This window comes from Candidatus Hamiltonella defensa 5AT (Acyrthosiphon pisum), assembly GCF_000021705.1.
In the GTDB taxonomy this organism is placed as follows: Bacteria; Pseudomonadota; Gammaproteobacteria; order Enterobacterales; family Enterobacteriaceae; genus Hamiltonella; species Hamiltonella defendens.
This window is the reverse complement of record NC_012751.1, coordinates 1715698-1737209: the sequence shown is the minus strand read 5'-3', so window position 1 is coordinate 1737209 and position 21512 is coordinate 1715698. Positions and strand designations below refer to the sequence as shown.

General features: G+C 43.0%; 19 protein-coding genes and 1 other RNA gene. 7 read left to right on the top strand and 13 right to left on the bottom strand.

Annotation, left to right across the window (positions count from 1 at the left end; all coding sequences use genetic code 11):
- Window positions 1–3: 3 nt before the first annotated feature.
- Window positions 4–1299 (top strand): threonine synthase, encoded by a 1296-nt coding sequence (gene thrC / locus HDEF_RS08530; protein WP_015874252.1) that lies wholly within the window; start codon window positions 4–6, stop codon window positions 1297–1299.
- Between the two features lie 41 nt (window positions 1300–1340).
- On the top strand, window positions 1341–2192 hold the full coding sequence (folD, locus tag HDEF_RS08525; RefSeq protein WP_015874251.1) for a bifunctional methylenetetrahydrofolate dehydrogenase/methenyltetrahydrofolate cyclohydrolase FolD: 852 nt from the start codon (window positions 1341–1343) through the stop codon (window positions 2190–2192).
- 52 nt (window positions 2193–2244) lie between these two features.
- Here folD and epmB read toward each other — a convergent pair whose 3' ends face one another.
- Window positions 2245–3282: an EF-P beta-lysylation protein EpmB gene (epmB, locus tag HDEF_RS08520; protein ID WP_015874250.1), complete on the bottom strand. Its 1038-nt coding sequence runs from the start codon at window positions 3280–3282 to the stop codon at window positions 2245–2247.
- Window positions 3283–3319: 37 nt separating this feature from the next.
- On the opposite strand from epmB, the gene efp reads away from it, so the two are divergent.
- Together efp and pfkA are read left to right on the top strand one after the other, a co-directional pair.
- The gene (gene efp / locus HDEF_RS08515; RefSeq protein ID WP_015874249.1) at window positions 3320–3886 is read left to right on the top strand and encodes an elongation factor P; all 567 of its coding nucleotides are present in this window, start codon (window positions 3320–3322) and stop codon (window positions 3884–3886) included.
- Window positions 3887–3972: 86 nt separating this feature from the next.
- Complete coding sequence (pfkA, locus tag HDEF_RS08510; protein WP_015874248.1) at window positions 3973–4956, top strand: 6-phosphofructokinase; 984 nt, start codon at window positions 3973–3975, stop codon at window positions 4954–4956.
- A gap of 72 nt (window positions 4957–5028) precedes the next feature.
- Here pfkA and rnpB read toward each other — a convergent pair.
- The 11 genes from rnpB to sdhC all read right to left on the bottom strand — a co-directional run bounded on the left by rnpB (window position 5029) and on the right by sdhC (window position 18542).
- Window positions 5029–5408: RNase P RNA component class A (gene rnpB, locus HDEF_RS11175), an RNA gene on the bottom strand.
- A gap of 167 nt (window positions 5409–5575) precedes the next feature.
- Window positions 5576–8116: an autotransporter domain-containing protein gene (locus tag HDEF_RS08500; RefSeq protein WP_268802502.1), complete on the bottom strand. Its 2541-nt coding sequence runs from the start codon at window positions 8114–8116 to the stop codon at window positions 5576–5578.
- A complete protein-coding gene (locus HDEF_RS08495; RefSeq protein ID WP_044612377.1) occupies window positions 8113–8460 on the bottom strand; it encodes a hypothetical protein in 348 nt (115 codons plus the stop codon). The genes HDEF_RS08500 and HDEF_RS08495 overlap by 4 nt, the downstream gene beginning before the upstream one ends.
- A 441-nt stretch (window positions 8461–8901) precedes the next feature.
- Entirely contained in the window at window positions 8902–9774 is an 873-nt protein-coding gene (gene sucD / locus HDEF_RS08490; RefSeq protein ID WP_015874245.1) for a succinate--CoA ligase subunit alpha, read from the bottom strand.
- Window positions 9774–10940: an ADP-forming succinate--CoA ligase subunit beta gene (gene sucC, locus HDEF_RS08485; RefSeq protein WP_015874244.1), complete on the bottom strand. Its 1167-nt coding sequence runs from the start codon at window positions 10938–10940 to the stop codon at window positions 9774–9776. Before sucC ends, sucD begins: the two co-directional genes overlap by 1 nt.
- A 117-nt stretch (window positions 10941–11057) precedes the next feature.
- Complete coding sequence (gene odhB / locus HDEF_RS08480) at window positions 11058–12344, bottom strand: 2-oxoglutarate dehydrogenase complex dihydrolipoyllysine-residue succinyltransferase (RefSeq protein WP_015874243.1); 1287 nt, start codon at window positions 12342–12344, stop codon at window positions 11058–11060.
- 41 nt (window positions 12345–12385) lie between these two features.
- On the bottom strand, window positions 12386–15193 hold the full coding sequence (gene sucA, locus HDEF_RS08475; protein WP_015874242.1) for a 2-oxoglutarate dehydrogenase E1 component: 2808 nt from the start codon (window positions 15191–15193) through the stop codon (window positions 12386–12388).
- Window positions 15194–15229: 36 nt separating this feature from the next.
- Complete coding sequence (locus tag HDEF_RS08470) at window positions 15230–15946, bottom strand: succinate dehydrogenase iron-sulfur subunit (protein ID WP_015874241.1); 717 nt, start codon at window positions 15944–15946, stop codon at window positions 15230–15232.
- Between the two features lie 65 nt (window positions 15947–16011).
- Complete coding sequence (sdhA, locus tag HDEF_RS08465; RefSeq protein ID WP_015874240.1) at window positions 16012–17778, bottom strand: succinate dehydrogenase flavoprotein subunit; 1767 nt, start codon at window positions 17776–17778, stop codon at window positions 16012–16014.
- A complete protein-coding gene (gene sdhD / locus HDEF_RS08460) occupies window positions 17779–18126 on the bottom strand; it encodes a succinate dehydrogenase membrane anchor subunit (protein ID WP_015874239.1) in 348 nt (115 codons plus the stop codon).
- Complete coding sequence (sdhC, locus tag HDEF_RS08455; RefSeq protein ID WP_407078886.1) at window positions 18120–18542, bottom strand: succinate dehydrogenase cytochrome b556 subunit; 423 nt, start codon at window positions 18540–18542, stop codon at window positions 18120–18122. The genes sdhD and sdhC overlap by 7 nt, the downstream gene beginning before the upstream one ends.
- A gap of 338 nt (window positions 18543–18880) precedes the next feature.
- Here sdhC and HDEF_RS08450 point away from each other — a divergent pair, with 338 nt between their 5' ends.
- From HDEF_RS08450 to HDEF_RS08440, 3 genes are all read left to right on the top strand, one after another.
- Window positions 18881–20164 (top strand): citrate synthase, encoded by a 1284-nt coding sequence (locus HDEF_RS08450; protein ID WP_015874237.1) that lies wholly within the window; start codon window positions 18881–18883, stop codon window positions 20162–20164.
- Window positions 20165–20260: 96 nt separating this feature from the next.
- Window positions 20261–20710 (top strand): hypothetical protein, encoded by a 450-nt coding sequence (locus tag HDEF_RS08445; RefSeq protein ID WP_015874236.1) that lies wholly within the window; start codon window positions 20261–20263, stop codon window positions 20708–20710.
- Between the two features lie 50 nt (window positions 20711–20760).
- Window positions 20761–20949, top strand: coding sequence for a hypothetical protein (locus tag HDEF_RS08440; RefSeq protein ID WP_015874235.1), 189 nt, complete (start codon window positions 20761–20763; stop codon window positions 20947–20949).
- 312 nt (window positions 20950–21261) lie between these two features.
- Here the strand turns inward: HDEF_RS08440 and HDEF_RS08435 are convergent, their stop codons facing one another.
- Window positions 21262–21510 carry a FeoC-like transcriptional regulator gene (locus tag HDEF_RS08435; protein ID WP_015874234.1) on the bottom strand — a complete coding sequence of 83 codons (249 nt, stop codon included), beginning with the start codon at window positions 21508–21510 and terminating at the stop codon, window positions 21262–21264.
- Window positions 21511–21512: the final 2 nt, after the last annotated feature.

Sequence of the window (21512 nt, the reverse complement as noted above, 5' to 3'; positions counted from 1 at the left end):
ACAATGAAATTTTATAATCTGAAAGATCAGAATGAACAAGTCAGCTTTACGGAGGCGGTGCAGCGAGGTTTAGGGAAACAGCAGGGGTTGTTTTTTCCGGTCACATTACCCGAATTCACCCAAAAAGAAGTGGCCACGTTGCTCGAGCAGGATTTTATCACTCGGAGCCTCCCTATTTTATCCGCCTTTATTGGTGATGAAATTCCTCAAAACACCTTGGCTCAGGCCATCAAAACCGCGTTTTCTTTCCCTGCGCCACTCGTTCGCATAGATGACAAAATCGCTTTATTAGAATTATTTCACGGCCCGACCCTGGCTTTTAAAGATTTTGGCGCGCGATTGATGGCGCAAATACTGTCGATAGTGGGTAAAAACGATCCGATCACTATTTTAACAGCCACCTCGGGAGATACGGGCGCTGCAGTGGCAAACGCCTTTTTGGGGTTGAAAAATATCCAGGTGGTGATCCTGTATCCTCGTGGAAAGATAAGCCCGCTTCAAGAAAAGCTGTTTTGTACGTTAGGACAGAATATTCATACCCTCGCGATTGAGGGAGATTTTGATGCATGCCAATCCATGGTGAAACAGGCATTTGAAGAAACTCCTTTAAGAAAAACCCTTAAGCTCAACTCTGCGAATTCGATCAACATCAGCCGTCTTATTGCCCAGATTTGTTATTATTTTGAAGCCGTGGCTCAAATCCCTCCTAACCAGCGTAGCGAGCTGGTGATCTCTGTGCCAAGTGGCAATTTTGGAAATCTGACCGCCGGTTTACTGGCAAAAGCCTTGGGTTTACCGGTCAAACGATTTATTGCCTCGACCAATGTCAATGATACCGTCCCTCGTTTTTTGATAGAGGGGCAATGGCGGCCTGAAAAAACCAAAGCCACCTTGTCGAACGCCATGGATGTCAGTGAACCGAATAACTGGCCCCGAATTGAGGCCTTGTTTCGTTTTAAAAATTGGTCATTGAAAGAATTGGGATATGGCGTGGTGAACGACAAAACGACTGAAAGGACCTTATTGGAACTCAATGAATTAGGCTGTCTTTCTGAACCCCATGCAGCCGTAGCTTATCGTTTGTTACGTGATCAGCTTCAAGCAGGAGAATCCGGCATATTCCTTGGGACGGCTCATCCTGCAAAATTTAAAGACAAGATAGAGCCCATTCTAAAACTGAGACTGGACTTACCGCCTGAGTTAGCACAAAGAGCAAATTTGCCTTTATTATCCAGGAATTTACCGGCGGATTATCGAGCTTTGTCCGATTTTTTACGAAAGTTACCGCTTTCTTTTTAATTTATCCGATCATCAAGTTGTAAAATACTGAGTCTCTCGACATGTCAGCCAAAATTATGGATGGTAAATCCATCGCGCAGCAAATCAAAAATGAAGTCGCCCATGGCGTACAAAAACGCCTCAAACAAGGGAAACGTGCCCCTGGTCTGGCGGTGATATTAATCGGTGAAAATAGTGCGTCTCAGATTTATGTGGCGAATAAACGTAAGGCCTGTGAAGAAGTTGGGTTTGTTTCGCATTGTTATCCGTTGCCAGAAACAACCTCTAAAGCAGAACTGGTGTCTTTAATAAAGCAGCTTAATCAAGATCCTGAGATAGATGGCATCTTGGTTCAGTTGCCTCTACCGGAACGCTTTGATAGCGCGAACATGTTAGAACAGATACGCCCCGATAAAGATGTCGATGGGTTTCATCCTTATAACATTGGCTCTTTATGTCAAAGGATACCGAAATTACGCCCCTGCACACCTCTGGGCATCATGACCTTACTGGCGCGCTACGATCTCGATCCTTGTGGCTTGAATGCCTTGGTCGTGGGCGCCTCTAACATTGTGGGGCGGCCGATGAGCCTGGAATTGTTGCTGGCCGGTTGTACCACCACGGTCGCACATAGATTCACTCAACATCTCCAGCAACATGTTGAAAACGCGGATTTACTGGTGGTGGCAGTGGGGAAACCCTCTTTTATCCCTGGAACCTGGATCAAACCCGGCGCGATTGTGATAGATGTTGGTATTAATAGATTGCAAAATGGTCGCGTGGTAGGGGACGTAGAATTTGATATGGCTGCAACCAGAGCGGCATGGATCACGCCTGTTCCTGGCGGAGTCGGCCCTATGACGGTGGCCAGCTTGTTGCAAAATACGCTAAAAGCCTGTATGGAACGCACTTGATTTTTTGTTTGCCAAAATCATCTGTGCTGGATTTTTCGCAATCCCCGCTCTCTTACGGCGCAGAATATGATAATAACTGCAAATCAATCGGTATTTTACTGGGCTGCCCAGCGACTTCTCTGGTGAGTCTCGGCACCAGATAACCTGATACTTGACCTAAAAGTGCCTTCATAATTTGTCGTGCTTCGTGTTCCTCCACCATAAAATGCGCGGCACCCTGCACCTTATCTAGCAAATGGAGATAATAAGGCAAAATTCCCGCGTTAAATAATCTATTGCTGAGCTGAGCCAATATTTCGGCGTTATTATTCACGTCTTTTAATAAAACGGTTTGATTGAGCAAGGTCACGCCCGCCTGTTTTAGGCGGTACATACTATTATAAACGGCCTGATCCATTTCATTAGGATGATTAATATGGGTCACCATCAATATTTGCAAAGAAGAATTTGAAAAAGATTCACACAGTCTTGTTGTAATGCGAGAAGGGATCACGATAGGCAATCGGGTATGAATACGGAGCCGCTTAATATGTGGAATGGATTCTAAAACGGTGATTAAAGAAGCCAATTCAGGATCTTTGGCCATTAAAGGATCGCCCCCCGAAAAGATCACTTCATCTAATTCAGTGTGTTTTCTAATATAATTGAACACCTGCTCTCTATTGACTTGAGAGCCCTTGTTGTTTTGATAAGGAAAATGACGGCGAAAGCAATAACGGCAATGGACTGCACAACCTCCTTTAATCAACATCAATACGCGATTACGATATTTATGAAGCAGGCCAGGCAAAACCGCTGCTTGTTCGCATAAGGGATCGGCACTAAAACCAGAGGTGTGAACGAATTCATCAGATAACGTCAGTACCTGTAATAAGAGGGGATCTTTGGGATCTCCAGGTGTCATTTTCTCTGCGAACGCGATGGGAACACGCAAAGGGAATAAAGCACGCGCGTACGCGCCTTGTCTTAATTTTATGTTCTTGTCCAACTTTAAAAAAGACAATAACGCGAGAGGATCAGTGATAACATTGCCAAGTTCTTGTAACCAGTTTTCTCTGGTTGGGTGAGTGTCAGTGACCATATTTTTCATTGTTAACTTTAATTATCCGTTTCAAAAAGGATCATAGATGGCCACTTATTCTAGCAACGAATTTCGTTCGGGTCTTAAAATCATGTTAGACGGTGAACCCTGTTCTATCATTGAGAGTGAATTTGTTAAACCAGGCAAAGGCCAGGCGTTTGTTCGAACTCGGATTCGAAAATTAATTTCAGGGAAATTACTGGAAAAAACCTTTAAATCAACAGACAGCGTTGAAGGGGCTGATGTCGTCGATATGAATTTAATTTATCTCTATAACGACGGTGATTTTTGGCATTTTATGAACAATGACACCTTCGAACAATTGGCAGCAGATGTGAAAGCAACAGGTGAAAGCGCGAAATGGCTGGTCGAACAGGCCGAATGTATTTTGACATTGTGGAACGGACAACCCATTTCTGTCACGCCCCCTAATTTTGTGGAGCTTCAAATCGTTGACACTGATCCAGGTTTGAAAGGAGATACGGCTGGCACAGGGGGGAAACCGGCGACTTTAACCACAGGCGCCGTCGTTAAAGTGCCCTTGTTTGTCCAAATCGGCGAAATCATCAAAGTAGATACGCGTTCTGGTGAATACGTATCTCGTGTTAAATAAACTAAATCGATATATTTTTTCTCCTCAAACTGAATATTTCATTCAGTATCATTGAATGATTCATTATATCTAAATAAGAGAGAGCTATGGTTAAAAGAATAGGAGTATTAACCAGTGGAGGGGATGCACCAGGTATGAACGCCGCAATACGAGGTGTTGTCCGCTCTACTTTATTTAAAAATAAAGAAGTTTTTGGTATCTACGACGGCTATCAAGGTTTGTATGATAATCAGATACAACAACTCAATCGTTACAGCGTATCCGATATTATTAATCGAGGTGGCACGATTCTTGGCTCTGCCCGTTTCCCTGAATTTACTCAAAAAGAAAACCGGGCAAGGGCCATCAAAAATCTGAACTCACATGGGATTGATGCGCTGGTAGTGATTGGGGGAGATGGGTCTTATGCAGGGGCTGAACTGCTCGCAAAAGAAGGCGGTATCCATTGTGTCGGTTTACCTGGGACTATTGATAACGATGTAGCAGGCACAGATTACAGCATTGGCTTTTTTACTGCGTTGCAGACAGTGGTCGAAGCGATTGACCGCCTACGTGATACATCCTCTTCACATCAACGTATTTCTATTGTTGAAGTCATGGGGCGTCATTGTGGCGATTTGACCTTAGCCGCGGCTATCGCAGGGGGATGCGAATTTATTGTGATACCAGAAGTCCCCTTTGATCGTAAAGAGTTGATCACAGAAATTAAGGCAGGTATTGCCAAAGGCAAAAAACACGCAATCATCACTATCACTGAGCGTATTTGTGATATTAATGAATTATCTCAATATATTGAAAAGGAGACTAAAAGAGAAACCAGGCCTACAGTATTAGGGCATATACAAAGAGGTGGAGCCCCTGTTGCTTACGATCGTATCCTGGCTTCTCGAATGGGCGCTTACGCAGTGGAATTATTGGTTCAAACTGATCACAAGGCAATATTGAGTTGCTGCGTGGGCGTTCAGAATGGCAAAATGCGGCATGCTCCCATTTCTGAGTGTATTTCTATAGACAATAAACGCCAAAAATTTAAAGAAGATTGGTTAGATGTCGCCAATACATTATTTTAAGCTTGTTTTAACCATCCACTCAAAAAGGAATTGAAGCGATCGATTGGACTTTGCTGACATGTGATTTTTTGAAAAGTAAGTTAACCGATAAGCCGGGTTTTGTCGTGGACAGTCATTCATCTAGGCCAGCAATCGCTTGATGGCTCAAGCAACCTACCCGAGTTCAGTACGAGCCGCACTATGTGAACCCCTATTTGGTCTTGCTCCGAGTGGAGTTTACCTTGCCACGCTTGTTACCAAACGCGCGGTGTGCTCTTACCACACCATTTCACCCTTACCTGATCCTCATATTTCAGGCCATCGGCGGTTTGCTCTCTGTTGCACTTGTCGTAGGCTCACGCCTCCCAGGCATTACCTGGCACTCTGCTCTATGGAGCCCGGACTTTCCTCCTCTTCTATTTTTTGTTTTTTTAATAAACATCAAAAGAAGCGGCGACTGTCTGGTTAACTTACTGGCGGATTATAGCCATATAAAAAAAAATAGCATCCTGAATATGTGTTATAAAAAATGAAACCCGCTCTAGAGCGGGTTTCATTTATTTCAAGCGATTGATATCCGTTATATTTTAATCAAATGGCCTCATTGGCAGGTAATCGAACATCGCTGTTTTAGTGCGTATTAGATAAAGTTGATACGAAAACCTAAATTCAACAGGTGATTGATTTTTCCATAACCTCCCATTTGTGCGTTGTAACCCGCTTGCCAGCTGAAAACAGGGGTGGATTGAGTATTTAAGCCAATCCCTACCCAGCCAGAGTGTTTGGGTAAGTCGATCCCTTTGACCCAATGATGTACAGAAGGGAAACCGACAAATGTCGCTTTATAACTCAAATCGTCTGCTTTTAAGCTCCGTTGATAAAGCCAGTAAGCCTGGACCCAGCTTGACCCCGCGGCCCAGTCAAAACGGTGAGCAAAACGGACACCCAGTAAGCCAGAAGTTTGATCGTAACTCGCCGCATTGGCCTTTAGAGCAAAGGCAGATTCGTCGCCTTTTTCTGCAAAAGCGCCGCGAGTGATCCGGTCATAGGCCAAACCAACGAACGGGGTGATGCGAGATTGGTTGCGATGCATGACATAGCCCGTTTCTAGATACCCTGACCATAGGTTATCTTTATGTTTTGCGCCGATCATTTTTTCATTATTGGTCAGAATTTTACGTTCCGTTTTATTGTTGATAGAGGCCCAACCTAAACGCCCTGCAGTGTACCAACCTCGGTTTTGACCATATCGACTATAGACAGACACGCCGATATTACGTGATGTAGACTGCCCACCCCAACGGTCAAAACTGGCTTGCCCCCTCCCCGCCAACACTGCACCGCCTATAACCCAATTGTCATTGATGCGGGTGTCTGCGCCCCATTGACCGCCCCAAAAATCGGTTTTTCCGGTCGCAAAGCCCGTTTGTTTCAGTTCCCCTTTTCCTCCGTAAAGGTCAAACCACATGCCAGAGCTGGCTGAATTTTGTGTGATTTGATTTAAACGATTGCCTAAAACCCGGTTGATCATCGCGGATTGCTGGAAACTCAACGCTAAACCTGAGGCATACAATTGACCGGAAAGACTGTCCAGCATGTTGCCCAGTGTTTCTGGATCTGATGTGGTTAAGAGACGTTGTATTTCTGGTCTGGCCTGTGCCATTTTTTGCCTGTCTGGAGCTTTATTCAATGAGCTCGTTAAGGATTGTGCAACCGCATTGTAAGTTTCATCATCATTGCCCAGGATTTGTCTTTTTGCTCTCCTTGCTTCATAACCAATTCCTTCTTTGTCCTTTACTATGATAATAACAGTTTGACCATCGCTTCCATATTCAATTGTAAAATCATGTGTTTTTATTGGTTGATTACGTTCGTCGACGCCTTCTATTGAAGAAAATCTTCCATTCAAAATTCCTTTGGAAAGTAATGCTATATAATTATTGAGGGCAATTTCTTTTTCATCAACAAGCACGTTAAGTTTAGGATTATTTAAGAATATATTCTTGTTTACAAATAGCACGCTACCATTCTCACTGATCAAAGTAGAATTTTCATTTAAAGTTAATGTGCCGTCTACAATGCTTGTATCAAGAGATAATGTTAAATTTGGAGAAAATTTTTTACGAGTCAAGAGAAAGCCATTGTTGGTAATATCAGCATTGACCATTCCGTTTGCGATCTTAAAATTAGCTTCCTTATCAATAGTGACATTTGAATTCAGTACTCCCCCAAGAAGTGATAACCGGCCTTTTTTTACATGAGTGTCTCCTGTGTAGGAATTTTCTCCTGTTAAAATCAATTCCCCCTCGCCTTTTTTTATCAAACCTGCATCACCGTCGATATTATTGCTGAAAACATAGCCTTGACCAGCCTGGTTGGTGACATCCGCCACAAAAGAATATTTTTCCTCGTCAGTGACGCCCTGGAGGTCCGTTAATCTTTTATCAAATAGACTTGGGCCATTAATGGCTTTTTCTGCATCCACCACTCCCCAACCTGTATCGTCACTGAGTTCTTTTTTATGAGCGTTAGAACCTGAGGTTAAGATTACCTGGCGCAGATTATTTACGGTCATCCAAGGGTATTTTCCCGAAACCAATGCGGCTATCCCTGAAACAATAGGCGCGCTATAGCTTGTGCCGCGATACATTTCACCTCTCATCCAAAGCTGCATAGGAGCCCCAATACAAAAATTCTTTGCTCTGTAACATTTTACAGAACCGTTGTCTATGTCTCCATCGGGATACACTCCAACTACCGTGATCCAAACTCTTTCAAGTTGTGGAGGAAAATAAGGTAGCCCACCTGTGTAGGGATGACGAATAATAGAGTCATTTCCCGCGGCCCAAATGTGTAAAACCTGCAAATCGTTGACTGATTTTTCCAGGTATGCAATAAGCTGTTGTTTTTTTGCAATTATTCCAAACCCATATGCAGAATTGTCAAGAGTATAACTGTGATTAATGATTTTTATGTTGTTATTTAACACCAGCTCCCCAATCTCCTCAATATTTATGAGTTTTGCTTTATTTACATTATTAGGTTTATGATTTACATAAAAAACATGACTTTCAGGCGCCACTCCTCCAGCAAAATTACCTGTTTTATTGCCTACAATCATCGATACTACTGATGCGCCATGCCCAAACTTCTGATTTTCTGCAGTGGTGGAGGGATTTATCTCATTGATTTTTTTTTGTCCAGCTCTGGAACATCAGGTATATCTCCACTGTCGAGGACCAGTATATTAACACCTTGACCTTTATGTCCCTGTTGATGCACTTTTTTGATTTTAGTCTGGTCCAGGTAATTCTCAACAAAATCTTTTTCCCAGCTCTCAGGTTGTTTATCAGGGTTAATCGGAACACTTGGTGTTGGTTTTGAGCCAATAGGAGGAGCATATGTCCCACCGCTCCCTCCACCACCACCACCTCCTCCTCCACAGGAGATTAATGTACTTAAAAGAGACAGTTTCCCGATTTTTTTTACAAAAGAGGCTAATACCAAAAAGTTAAATTTTTTCATTATGTTATTTTTTATAAGTTGTTTGTGATATATATAATTGTTATGAATCAATATAATCGCATAATGAAAGTGTGAGGTTGTGTTTCGTTAAGAGTAAAAACATGAAGAAAAAGAAATGTAATTTTTTTTAAGCAGCCAAAAGATAAAATGGCTCTGAAGGGGGCATGATTTCTTTTTGGGATGAGACGTGATTCTCGCTAATCCATAAATATTTTAAATAAAATTAACAATCGGCTTTAGTTAAAACGGTTTATTTTTTAATTTTTCCCTGATAAAAAAATCATATTAAAAATAAAAAAGAATTTTTTTATAATAGGGTTGAATCGAAAAAAAATTTTTTGATAGAAAGAGGGGGGGATGAATTCAGGCTAATATTGATTTCATTTTTAATCCATCAAGTAACGCGTTGCTCACGCGTTACCTCAGTATTTTCTTGATCGATTATGATAAAATGTTGATCACCGTTTGGCCAATATCGGTCAGGCTATGGACCGTTTTTACCCCCGCCGCTTCCAGGGCTAAAAATTTTTCTTCCGCGGTCCCTCGTCCTCCTGAAATGATGGCGCCCGCATGTCCCATACGCTTTCCTTTCGGCGCTGTCACTCCTGCGATATAAGCCACGACCAGTTTTTTAAATGACGTATTTTTGATGTAATCTGCGGTTTCTTCTTCTGCGTTTCCACCAATTTCACCTATCATGACAATTGCTTCTGTTTGAGGATCCTGTTCAAACAACGTCAAAATATCAATGAAATGAGAGCCTGAAATAGGGTCGCCTCCAATACCCACACAGGTCGATTGGCCTAAACCAGCATCGGTGGTTTGTTTGACGGCTTCATAAGTTAATGTGCCTGAGCGTGACACAATGCCAACCTTGCCCGGACGATGAATATGACCAGGCATAATCCCAATTTTACAGGCGCCAGGCGTAATAATCCCAGGGCAATTGGGGCCTATCATTCTCACATGGCTTTGCTTGAGTTTCTCTTTGACGATCAGCATGTCTAACGTCGGAATGCCTTCCGTAATGCAAACAATCAGAGTTATGCCCGCATCGATGGCTTCAAGAATAGAATCTTTGCAAAAAGGCGCAGGCACATAAATAACAGAAGCCGTTGCCCCAGTTTTTAAAACCGCTTCTTTGACCGTATTAAATACAGGTAAGCCTAAATGGGTAGTTCCTCCTTTACCTGGAGTGACGCCTCCAACCATTTGAGTGCCATAAGCGATGGCGTGTTCTGAATGGAAAGTGCCTTGGCTGCCCGTAAAACCCTGGCAAATGACTTTGGTATTTTTATCCACTAAAATAGACATTATTTTTCCTTCACTGCTGCAGCAATTTGCTTTGCCGCATGGGTTAAACTGTTTGCGGCAATAATATTAAGGCCACTGTCAGACAATTTTTTAGCCCCTGGTTTGGCATTGTTACCTTCAAGACGGACCACGACGGGGATTTGCATACCCACTTCGGCAACTGCAGCGATAATGCCATCTGCAATTAAATCGCAGCGTACAATCCCCCCAAAAATATTAACTAAAATCGCTTTGACTTTTTCGTCAGACAAAATAATTTTAAAAGCCTCTGTAACACGTTCTTTGGTGGCTCCCCCGCCAACATCCAAAAAATTAGCAGGTTCAGCACCATACAGTTTCACCATATCCATTGTGCCCATGGCAAGGCCCGCGCCATTGACCATGCACCCAATATTGCCCTCTAACGCCACATAATTTAATTCAAATTGCGCCGCGTGCGCTTCACGGGCATCTTCTTGCGTGACATCATGAATCTGACGTAATTCAGGTTGCCTATATAGGGCGTTACCATCTACGGTTAATTTTGCGTCCAAGCAAATAAGTTCTTCCTTTTTGGTGATGACCAAAGGGTTAATTTCTAGTAGCGCTAAATCACATTCTAAAAACAGTTTTGCTAAATTCATGAAAATCTGACTGAACTGGCTGACTTTTTTACCAGTTAATCCCAGTTGAAATGCCAGTTCACGCCCTTGGAAAGGCTGTGGTCCCGTCAAAGGATCGATCGTCACTTTGTGAATGAGATGCGGGGTTTTTTCTGCGACTTTTTCAATCTCAACGCCTCCTTCGGTAGAGGCCATAAAAACGACACGGCTTGAACTGCGGTCTATCACAGCGCCAAGATATAATTCTTGAGCAATATCTGTTGCAGCCTCTACCAAAATGTGATGAACAGGCTGACCCTGCAGATCGGTTTGGTAGGTCACCAAATTTTTACCCAACCACTGCTCGGCAAAAGCGCTGACATCTTGCGGGTTGTTACATAATTTGACCCCCCCCGATTTCCCTCTGCCCCCTGCATGCACTTGACATTTTGCGACCCAAAGATCTCCGCCAAGCTCTGTGGTCGCTTTTTCTGCTTCACCCGCTGAGCGACAGACATACCCTTTTGGAACAGGCAAGCCCCGCCGAGCAAATAATTCTTTTGCTTGATATTCATGTAAATTCATTATGTTATCCCATGTACAGTGTTGATGAGGCGGGCTGAACGTAGAGCCATTCCCCAGATTTTAATTCTAAAGGAAATATTGAGTAAGGCTGAACAGGGCTGTTTTCAGCCCTATGTTTTATAGATCAAGCAATAAACGAACGGGATCCTCAAGCATGTGTTTGATGGTCACCAAATAACCTACAGATTCACGACCATCCACCAAACGGTGGTCATACGAGAGCGCTAAATACATCATTGGGAGGATCACAACCTGACCTTTGACTGCCATTGGGCGCTCCTGGATGGTATGCATGCCCAAAATGGCACTTTGAGGAGGATTAATGATGGGGGTAGACATGAGTGAACCAAAAACCCCTCCGTTAGTAATGGTAAAATTCCCCCCAGTTAATTCGTCAACCTTGAGCTTACCGTCACGCCCTTTCAGCGCCAGAGACTTAACCTGTTTTTCAATATCCGCCATGCTTAAGGTATCCGCATCACGCAGAACAGGTGTGACAAGACCACGTGGCGTAGAAACCGCAATACTGATATCAAAATAATGGTGATACACAATATCCGTGTCATCAATAGAGGCATTAATTTCAGGATAGCGTTTTAGGGCTTCTATCACCGCTTTCACATAAAAAGACATTAAGCCTAAACGTACGCCATGGCTTTTTTCAAAAGCCTCACCATATTTTTTACGTAAATCCATGATGGGCTTCATATTCACTTCGTTAAAAGTGGTTAACATGGCCGTGTTATTTTTTGCCTGCAGCAAGCGTTCAGAGATTTTTTTACGCAGGCGCGTCATGGGGACACGTTTTTCACTACGATGTATGCCCATCTGCTCTGCAGCAGCAGAAAAAGCGGTATTTTTTGAAATATCAGAAGCCTCGCTCTTGGAGATAGGTTGAGAGGGGATCTTTTTTGAATCGTTTTGAGCGGATAAATATTGTTCGACATCTTCACGAGTCATACGCCCACCCGGGCCCGTGGCTTTGATCAGGCGAGCATCAAGCTCATACTCAGCAATCAGGCGACGAATGGCTGGGCTTAAAGTCTCTATTGTTTGTGATTCGTTTGTGACATCTGACGCTGGCTTCTCACTGGATTTTTTTTCATTGGCAGAGGTCGATGTGCTTTTCTGTATTTTTTGAGACGTAGATTCAGAAAAGACATCTTCTAGCCGCATTTGACCCAATTTTTGGCGTGAAACGACGGTGGCGCCTTCATCCTCTGCTATCGAATCGAGGATACCAGAAGTGCTTGCTGGGACTTCTAAAACGACTTTATCGGTTTCAATTTCCACTAAAACCTCATCGCGTTGAACCCTTTCGCCTGGTTTTTTATGCCAAGTGGCCACAGTGGCATCTACCACAGACTCAGGTAAATCAGGCACCAGAATATCTGTATTATTCATTATTCATTCCTATGTAGTGACGATTTTGCACGAGCAAAGCGCTATTCCATGGTTAAAGCGTCGTTAAGCAAATCTTTTTGTTGTTTTTGATGCACTGAGAGATAACCCACAGAGGGAGAGGCTGAGGCCGGCCGGCCCGCATAACGTAAGGAAGCAGCAAAAGGGATCACCTCTCGAAAATGATGTTGACTACAATACCAGGCCCCTTGATTCAGAGGTTCTTCTTGACACCAAACAAAATCATGCACATGCGCATAGGGCTCAAAAAGCATTTTTATTGCTTGATGGGGAAAAGGGTAAAGTTGCTCAATACGAATAATCGCCACATTATCTTGCTGATTTTTACGACGTTGTTCTAACAGATCGTAATACACTTTGCCGGCACAGATCACAACACGTTTGATAGAATCGCTGTTTAGATCATCCATTTCACCGATGGCCGGCAAAAAAGTGCCTTCGGCTAATTCTTTAAGAGATGAAATCGCTAAAGGATGGCGAAGCAACGATTTCGGGGACATCACCACCAACGGGCGTCTCATGGGTCTTAATGATTGACGACGCAACATATGGTAAACCTGTGCAGGCGTAGAAGGAATGCAGACCTGGATATTTTGCTCAGCACAAAGTTGCAGATAGCGTTCTAAACGTGCTGAAGAGTGCTCTGGGCCTTGGCCTTCATAGCCGTGTGGTAATAACATCACAAGACCACACATACGACCCCATTTTTGCTCTCCAGAACTGATAAATTGATCGATAACCACCTGAGCACCATTGGCAAAATCACCAAACTGGGCTTCCCAAATGGTTAAAGTACGAGGTTCCGCTGTCGAATAACCGTATTCAAAAGCCAGTACTGCTTCCTCAGATAAAACCGAATCCCAGACCTTAAAGTCACCTTGGTGTTGGTGAATGTTTTCTAAAGGTACATATGTTGAGCCATTTTTTTGATCATAAATCACGGCATTCCGGTGAAAAAAGGTGCCACGCCCTGAATCTTCACCCGATAAACGAATGGAAATGCCTTTATCTAGCAAGGTGGCGTAGGCTAATGTTTCGGCAGCACCCCAATCGAGGGGTTTCTTCCCTGCGGCCATTTCTGCACGATCTGCATAAATTTTAGCGACTCGAGATTGCATGTCGATTTTTTCAGGGATACGACTGATTTTTTTTGCCAACTCTGTTAAAGAGGCCATTTTAACTGTATTAGGGGGGTATTGAGCATCCCATTCATGATTAAGGTAAGGCTGCCAATTAAAAGAATGGGGCTTCATGGGACGCCATTCCTTCACCACCCCTTTACCCTGATCTAAAGCATCTCGATAAAGATTGACCATTTCGGTCGCGTCTTCTTGAGTGACGATATTTTCCTGAATTAATTTTTGTGCGTAGATTTCCCGAGTTGTTGGATGTTTTTTGATTTTTTGGTACATGATGGGTTGAGTCGCGCTCGGTTCATCCGCTTCATTGTGGCCATGTCGTCGGTAGCACACCAAATCGATCATAAAATCGCGCTTAAAAGTGTTACGAAAATCCAGGGCCAAACGAGCGACAAAAGCCACGGCTTCCGGGTCATCCGCATTGACGTGAAAAATCGGTGCCTGTACCATTTTGGCGACATCAGTGCAATATTCGGTGGAGCGGGCATCTTGGGGATTTGAGGTGGTAAAACCGATTTGATTGTTAATCACGATGCGCACTGTTCCGCCCACTTCATAACCTCGGGCTCGAGACATATTTAAGGTTTCTTGCACCACGCCTTGCCCAGTGATTGCTGCATCCCCGTGGATCGTGACGGGGAATACTTTATTGCTTGCTTTATCACTGAGGCGATCACGACGCGCTCGTACAGAGCCGATGACAACGGGGCTGACAATTTCCAAATGAGACGGATTAAACGCCAACGCCAAATGAATCAGGCCCCCTTCTGTTTCAATATCAGAGGAAAAACCTTGATGATATTTGACATCCCCTGTGCCGAGATGCTCTTTATGTTTGCCTGCAAATTCATCAAAAAGATCTTGAGGCATTTTGCCTAATACATTGATCAACACATTCAAACGACCACGGTGCGCCATACCCAGAACGACTTCTTTCATGCCCTGCTGACCTGCGTGACGAATCAGTTCTTTCAGCAAGATAACCAAAGCATCGCCGCCCTCGAGTGAAAAGCGTTTCGCTCCCGGAAATTTGGCCCCTAAATAACGCTCTAAGCCCTCGGCAGCCGTCAATTCACTTAAAAAACGCCGTTTTTCCTCAGGATCAAATTGAGGCTGCCCCATGATAGGTTCGATGCGTTGCTGTATCCAGAGCCTTTCTTCAGTATTGTTGATATGCATATACTCGGCGCCTATCGAGCCGCAATACGTCTTCTTTAATGCAGTGTATAAATCTGCCAATGTCATTGTTTTTTTTGGAATAGCAAAGGAACCGATGTTGAAACTGTTTTCAAAATCACTTTCAGTTAAATCATGATAGGCTAGATTAAGATCAGGAACGGGTTCGCGCTCCCATAAACCGAGAGGATCTAAATGCGCGTTTTGATGGCCCTGGAAGCGAAAAGCATTCATCAGATTGAATACTTTGACTTGCTTGGAATCGAAATCTAAGCCGTTACAGGAAGATAATAAACCCGCCTTGTTTTTTGCTAAATCTCGACAATATTGACGAACTTCTGAATGTAATGGTCTGGCCGTTTCGGCGGATGAAAATTGCTCAAAAATGGTTTTCCAGCTTTGTTCTACTGAATTGGGATTGATTAAAAAATCTTCGTAGAGTTGTTCTATATAGGATTGATTAGCTCCTGCCAGATAGGAAGAATTCAACCAAGCCTGCATTAGCCCGTTCTGCATGATGATCCTTAAAGCTGAAAGCTTTGATTTTTATAATTAAGCACCACGTTCTAATAACATGGATTTGATGTGCCCGATGGCGCGTGTTGGGTTGAGGCCTTTAGGGCAAACACTGACACAATTCATAATGCCATGACAACGAAAAACACTGAATGCATCATCTAAACCCTCTAAACGAGTTTGCGTTTGTGTATCCCTGCTGTCGATTAAAAAACGATATGCGGCTAATAACCCTGCGGGGCCCACAAATTTATCGGGGTTCCACCAAAATGAAGGGCAAGCAGTGGAACAACAAGCACATAAAATACATTCATATAACCCGTCTAATTTGGCTCTTTCTTCAGGAGATTGTAAATGTTCTCGGGCAGGCGGGTTTTTCCCGTCATTTAATAGGTAAGGCTTGATTTTTTCGTACTGGGCATAAAATTGGGCCATATCCACCACGAGATCACGCACCACAGGCAGACCAGGGAGAGGGCGAATGACCATTTTTTGATTGGCTTTAATCAGGCTTGACAACGGTGTAATACAAGCCAGCCCATTTTTGCCATTCATGTTCATGCCATCTGAACCACAAACACCTTCACGACAGGATCGGCGAAAAGTCAGGGTGGGATCTTTTTCTTTTAACGCAATGAGGGCATCGAGCAACATCATATCCCTGCCTTCTTCGAATGGCAGACTATAATCTTGCATTCGTGGCTTATCATCGACATCAGGATTATAACGATAGATTGAAAATTCGAGCGTCATGCGTTTTTTCATTTTTACAGCTCTCTTATACTTTTATTGTGCTAAAAATCGAAACAGGCCAATCATCAGTAAGAACGCACTTTAGGTGGAAATGCGGGTCTGAGTTTGGGCTCCATATTTACTTTACGACGCGCCATACTTTGTGTCTGTGGTAAAAATAATGAGTGACATAACCAGTTGATGTCATCACGTTCTGTGAAATCAAACCGGCTATGGGCACCTCGACTTTCTGTACGGAAATGGGCAGAAACGGCCGTTGAAAAAGCGGTTTCCATCAAATTATCCAATTCCAGGCATTCAATACGCTGGGTGTTAAATTCAGTCGAATTATCTTCCAGGCGTGCATGGTTGAGTCTCTCTCGGATGACGTTGAGCTTTTTTAATCCCTCAGCCATCGATTCACCTTCACGGAAAACAGAAAAATGATTTTGCATGCAGGTTTGCAATGCTTGACGAATTTCAACGGGATCTTCGCCTGATTGTGTGTTATTCCAACGATGAATGCGTTCTAGAGCAGCGTCAAGGTCAGCATCACTGGCATCACGACTTTCGCCTTGCTCTTTTAAGGATTCTGATAAATGAAGCCCAACCGCTCGACCAAACACCACCAAATCAAGTAAAGAATTACCCCCTAAACGGTTGGCGCCATGCACAGAAACACAGGCAACTTCACCTACAGCAAATAAGCCGGGTATCACTTCATCTTCCCCATTTGGATTGACAGTGATGGCCTGGCCTGTGAATTTAGTAGGGATCCCGCCCATCATATAATGGCAGGTTGGGATAACAGGAATAGGCTCTTTGATAGGGTCGACATGAGCGAAGGTCCGAGATAATTCCAGGATACCGGGTAAACGTGATTCGAGCACTTCTTTGCCTAAATGATCTAATTTTAATTTGACGTGTGGCCCCCAAGGCCCTTCACAGCCCCTGCCTTCACGAATTTCAATCATGATAGAACGTGCGACCACGTCACGCCCCGCGAGATCTTTTGCGTTAGGCGCATAGCGTTCCATAAAACGTTCGCCATGACGGTTTAGTAAATATCCGCCTTCGCCCCGACAACCCTCAGTCACTAAAACGCCAGCCCCTGCAATGCCTGTTGGATGAAATTGCCACATTTCCATATCTTGCACGGGGACCCCAGCACGCAACGCCATACCAATACCATCGCCCGTATTAATATGCGCATTCGTTGTCGATTGATAAATTCGCCCTGCCCCCCCCGTCGCAAGAATGGTGGCACGCGCTTTAAAATAAACGATTTCGCCCGTTTCAATGGAGATGGCGGTGCATCCAACAAAAACGCCATCCTGGTTTTTGACCAGATCCAATGCATACCATTCAGAAAAAATCGTGGTGTTGTTTTTTAAATTTTGTTGGTAGAGGGTATGCAGCAAAGCATGTCCGGTTCGATCGGCCGCCGCCGCCGTGCGAGCGGCTTGAGCGCCGCCAAAATTCAGAGATTGCCCGCCGAAAGGGCGCTGATAAATACGCCCATCATCCTGCCGAGAAAAGGGTAACCCCATGTGTTCTAATTCAATGATGGCTTCAGGGCCGTTTTGACACATATATTCGATTGCATCCTGATCGCCAATATAATCCGAGCCTTTGACGGTGTCATACATGTGCCATTCCCAGTTGTCTTCATGATGATTGCCTAATGCGACGGTGATCCCCCCTTGGGCAGATACGGTATGAGAGCGGGTCGGGAACACTTTTGAAACCAGCGCGCAGGAGAGCCCCATCTGAGAAATTTGCAGGGCCGCGCGCATGCCGGCACCCCCAGCACCAATGACGACAGCATCAAATGCTCTTACAGGCAATTTCATTTAAACACTCCAAACGACCATCGTTCCGTAAAATACATAGACCATCAATACGACCAACACCAGCAGTTGTAGTAACAGTCTCAAAGGTAATGATTTGACATAATCGGTGAATACTTGCCATAGGCCAATCCAGGCATGAATCAGAATCGAGAATAAAGTGAGAAGGGTAAAAATTTTAGTGAAAGCAGCGGCAAAAAAATGTTGCCAAATTTCGTAAGTTACATTCGGGGTAATCGCAAAAAAACCAAAAAGATAAAAAACATATAGCGCAATAATAATCGCAGAGGCACGCAGTAGTAGCCAATCTTGAATTCCATTACGCCCTAAAGCAGAAGCGTTGCTTACCATATGATGATTCCCACTAAAATCGACAGTAAAACTGTGATAACCATCACCACCTGAGCAGAGCGGATACCCAGTTTTAGGTTTTCTTCAATACAACCAAAATCCATTAACAAATGACGAATGCCCCCTAAAAGATGATAAAACAAGGCTGTGAGAAAACCCCACAGTATCAATTTGATCAAAAAATAATCGATTATGGTAGAGGCTTTTATAAAGCCTTCTGGTGAAGAAAGAGAAAGACCTAAAAGCCAAACAAAGCAACCGACAGCAAAAAAAATAATCACGCCTGATATACGATGCAAAATCGAAGCAATTGCCGTTAGAGGAAACCGAAACGTCATTAAATCTAAATTGATCGGTCTTTGTTTTTTTGTCATTTTTACCCCATTTTTATCATTTCTGAGCTTCGTTATCCACATAGAAGTGTGATAACGCAGACCTAATAACAGTATCTGATTGGCATATTTTGATTGGAATCATTTTTCAGGCAATTCATCTGCATTTTATATGAAAATAGTGTTTTATTTCAAAGTATTCAAAATGAAAATGAATAAATTTACATAACCATATGATATTCATTAAAAAATAAAATTCACTGCTATGTTTAAGGGTATCTTGTGATACTAATGTGATTATAAATGATATAAAAATTGTCTACACTGAGACTATTTGTAAAACCGTGAAAAGAAGTGACATGAAAGGTGTTTAAAAGAAGTTTATCTTAAATTATGAAAGTCAATATGTTAAGGAGATAGGAATGTCTGATAAAAAAGCAACGCTCATTATTGATGGAGAAACTTTGATTGAACTTGACCGATTTTCACCTACTTTAGGGACCCAGGTCATCGATGTGCGCCCTTTGATTTCTAAAAAGTATTTTACTTTTGATCCAGGATTTACTTCAACGGCTTCATGTGAATCAAAAATTACATTTATCGACGGTGAAAAAGGTGTGTTATTACATCGTGGTTTCCCTATTAAAGAACTCGCGAATCATTCCACTTATTTAGAAGTGTGTTACATCTTATTGTATGGTGAGCCTCCTACCCCAGAACAATATGCGACATTCAAAACAACCATCACCCGCCATACGATGATCGATGATCAAATCACACATTTATTTCGTGGCTTTCGGCGTGATTCACATCCAATGGCGGTACTTTGTGGTGTCACAGGTGCTCTGGCGGCTTTTTACCATAATGGTTTAGATGTGCATGATCAAAATCATCGCGAACTCAGTGCGTTTCGTTTATTGTCCAAGATGCCGACCATGGCGGCCATGTGCTACAAATATTCTATCGGTCAGCCTTTTGTTTTTCCTCGAAATAATCTCTCTTACGCCGCTAATTTTTTAAATATGATGTTTTCAACCCCTTGTGAAGAATACCAGGTTACCCCTGTTTTGGAGCGTGCGATGGATCGCATTTTAATTTTGCATGCAGATCATGAGCAAAATGCATCCACGTCCACAGTACGTACAGCGGGTTCTTCTGGCTCCAATCCTTTTGCTTGTATTGCCGCTGGGATCGCGTCTTTATGGGGCCCTTCTCATGGAGGAGCCAATGAAGCCTGCTTAAAAATGCTAGAGGAAATAGGTAAAGCTGAAAATATTCCTAAATTTATAGCGCGGGCTAAAGATAAAAATGATGATTTTCGATTGATGGGATTTGGTCATAGAGTGTACAAAAATTATGATCCCAGAGCAAAAGTGATGAAAGAAGCCTGTGATGAAGTGTTAAATGAGCTCAATATACAAGATCCTTTGTTCGAAGTAGCAAGGGAATTAGAGCACATTGCGCTCAACGATCATTACTTTATTGAGAAAAAACTCTATCCTAATGTCGATTTTTATTCCGGGCTTATCCTGAAAGCAATAGGTATTCCGACTTCGATGTTTACTGTGATATTTACTGTGGCCAGAACGATTGGCTGGATTTCACACTGGAAAGAAATGCATGATGAAGGACTTAAAATTGCTCGACCCCGTCAGCTGTATCGGGGATACACTCAGCGTGCATTTAAGAGCCAAAATTTTCATTAAATCCAGTTTGGAATAAGTATTAAAAGGAAAGGGTATCAGTCGCTTCTCACCAAGCAAGCCCAAGCCCTATTACTCAGGCATGGCCAAATAGAGAGAATGTATAGCAGTCGCGGGAACATTTCACTGAAATCTCAACACTATAAGAAAATTGTCGCGAATGGACGTCGTATTGCAGATGTACCAAAAGAAATTTCTAGATTAAAGACATCAGCGAAAGTGAGGGTCGTGGAGAGTGATTATAAAAACTATACCTCCGTATTCCAGCAATATTATATTGCATTACAGGTTGGAGAATTTGATAAGCCTTTCTTTAAAAAGGGAACAAATGTTGTATTCGCTCTGCGTAATGATAACCAGACTCAGACGCAAGTGAGATTAAAAAACCTGTACAGCGAATTGGCGCAGAACGGTGAGCGTCAACTCAAACACGATTATACTTTGCAGACCAGTGATGGCGTATTTTTAAAAGGATTCCCAGAGACATTGAGTCAAACAGAAGCGCAAGATTTGTTTTTCCAGATAAACCTGATTCGGGTGACAGTGTAAGGATCCTCAATCATTATGCAGAGAACTCAAAGGAAGATTTCAATCTGGATTTGATCAAAGTGGGAGTGGAGATATTAAAAGTTGAACAATTAGCACAAGCGATGGCGGGTCTTTCGGCATCGAACAATGAAGCCGTTGGGTCTCAAAAACCTCTTAAACAAAGAGGTGCCAAAATCGCAACAATTTCTGCCTCAAACAAGGAATCAATATCACACTCAATGCGCTTCTTTGACTTTTAGTTTTAGCCCATCTGTCAGAGTAAATATCTGAACAATCTGATAAAGCAGGGCCATCGAAATATCAATCGACGAATACGCCCTATGATGAGATTTAAATCATTCTGGCAATCACAGATCTGCACAGACATCGAGATGATGTATGTTAAAAAAGGGACAACTTCAACATCCGAATCGGGAGAGGTTGTTATACACCGCTCAATTTTATCTTTTAGATGCCTAAAAAACAGCAGAGGGTTTTTTTCGGATCTATCGTCTTTAATGCAACACAACCTTAAAAAATGCTGAATATACTGCCTTAAGATTAAACTTGAATTACTTTAACACCCCGCTCATTTTATAATATCTCTTATGACAGCCCGGATTGTGTGAACAACTTTTACAATAGCGGCTGTTACAGCCAGCCTGCTCCTCTTCGACAGCTTCTATTTTACCCATGATAGTAAGCTGCGATAACATGGCTTCCATGAAAGGCAAAGGCGTGTGAAGCAGTCGACTCAGCTGATCTGCATCCATCATGCCGTTTAGCTCAATCGCATTGCGTATTTTAAATAAATCCGTCATGA

Bases quoted from the DNA above. Each gene is read 5' to 3' on its own strand.
- HDEF_RS08435 (WP_015874234.1), bottom strand. From the start codon at position 21,510: ATGACGGATTTATTTAAAATACGCAATGCGATTGAGCTAAACGGCATG.
- sdhD (WP_015874239.1), bottom strand. From the start codon at position 18,126: ATGGTAAGCAACGCTTCTGCTTTAGGGCGTAATGGAATTCAAGATTGG.
- sucD (WP_015874245.1), bottom strand. From the start codon at position 9,774: ATGTCTATTTTAGTGGATAAAAATACCAAAGTCATTTGCCAGGGTTTT.
- sdhA (WP_015874240.1), bottom strand. From the start codon at position 17,778: ATGAAATTGCCTGTAAGAGCATTTGATGCTGTCGTCATTGGTGCTGGG.
- odhB (WP_015874243.1), bottom strand. From the start codon at position 12,344: ATGAATAATACAGATATTCTGGTGCCTGATTTACCTGAGTCTGTGGTA.
- thrC (WP_015874252.1), top strand. From the start codon at position 4: ATGAAATTTTATAATCTGAAAGATCAGAATGAACAAGTCAGCTTTACG.
- sucA (WP_015874242.1), bottom strand. From the start codon at position 15,193: ATGCAGAACGGGCTAATGCAGGCTTGGTTGAATTCTTCCTATCTGGCA.
- pfkA (WP_015874248.1), top strand. From the start codon at position 3,973: ATGGTTAAAAGAATAGGAGTATTAACCAGTGGAGGGGATGCACCAGGT.
- HDEF_RS08445 (WP_015874236.1), top strand. From the start codon at position 20,261: ATGTATAGCAGTCGCGGGAACATTTCACTGAAATCTCAACACTATAAG.
- folD (WP_015874251.1), top strand. From the start codon at position 1,341: ATGTCAGCCAAAATTATGGATGGTAAATCCATCGCGCAGCAAATCAAA.
- efp (WP_015874249.1), top strand. From the start codon at position 3,320: ATGGCCACTTATTCTAGCAACGAATTTCGTTCGGGTCTTAAAATCATG.
- HDEF_RS08470 (WP_015874241.1), bottom strand. From the start codon at position 15,946: ATGACGCTCGAATTTTCAATCTATCGTTATAATCCTGATGTCGATGAT.
- epmB (WP_015874250.1), bottom strand. From the start codon at position 3,282: ATGAAAAATATGGTCACTGACACTCACCCAACCAGAGAAAACTGGTTA.
- HDEF_RS08450 (WP_015874237.1), top strand. From the start codon at position 18,881: ATGTCTGATAAAAAAGCAACGCTCATTATTGATGGAGAAACTTTGATT.
- sucC (WP_015874244.1), bottom strand. From the start codon at position 10,940: ATGAATTTACATGAATATCAAGCAAAAGAATTATTTGCTCGGCGGGGC.
- HDEF_RS08495 (WP_044612377.1), bottom strand. From the start codon at position 8,460: ATGAAAAAATTTAACTTTTTGGTATTAGCCTCTTTTGTAAAAAAAATC.
- sdhC (WP_407078886.1), bottom strand. From the start codon at position 18,542: ATGTGGATAACGAAGCTCAGAAATGATAAAAATGGGGTAAAAATGACA.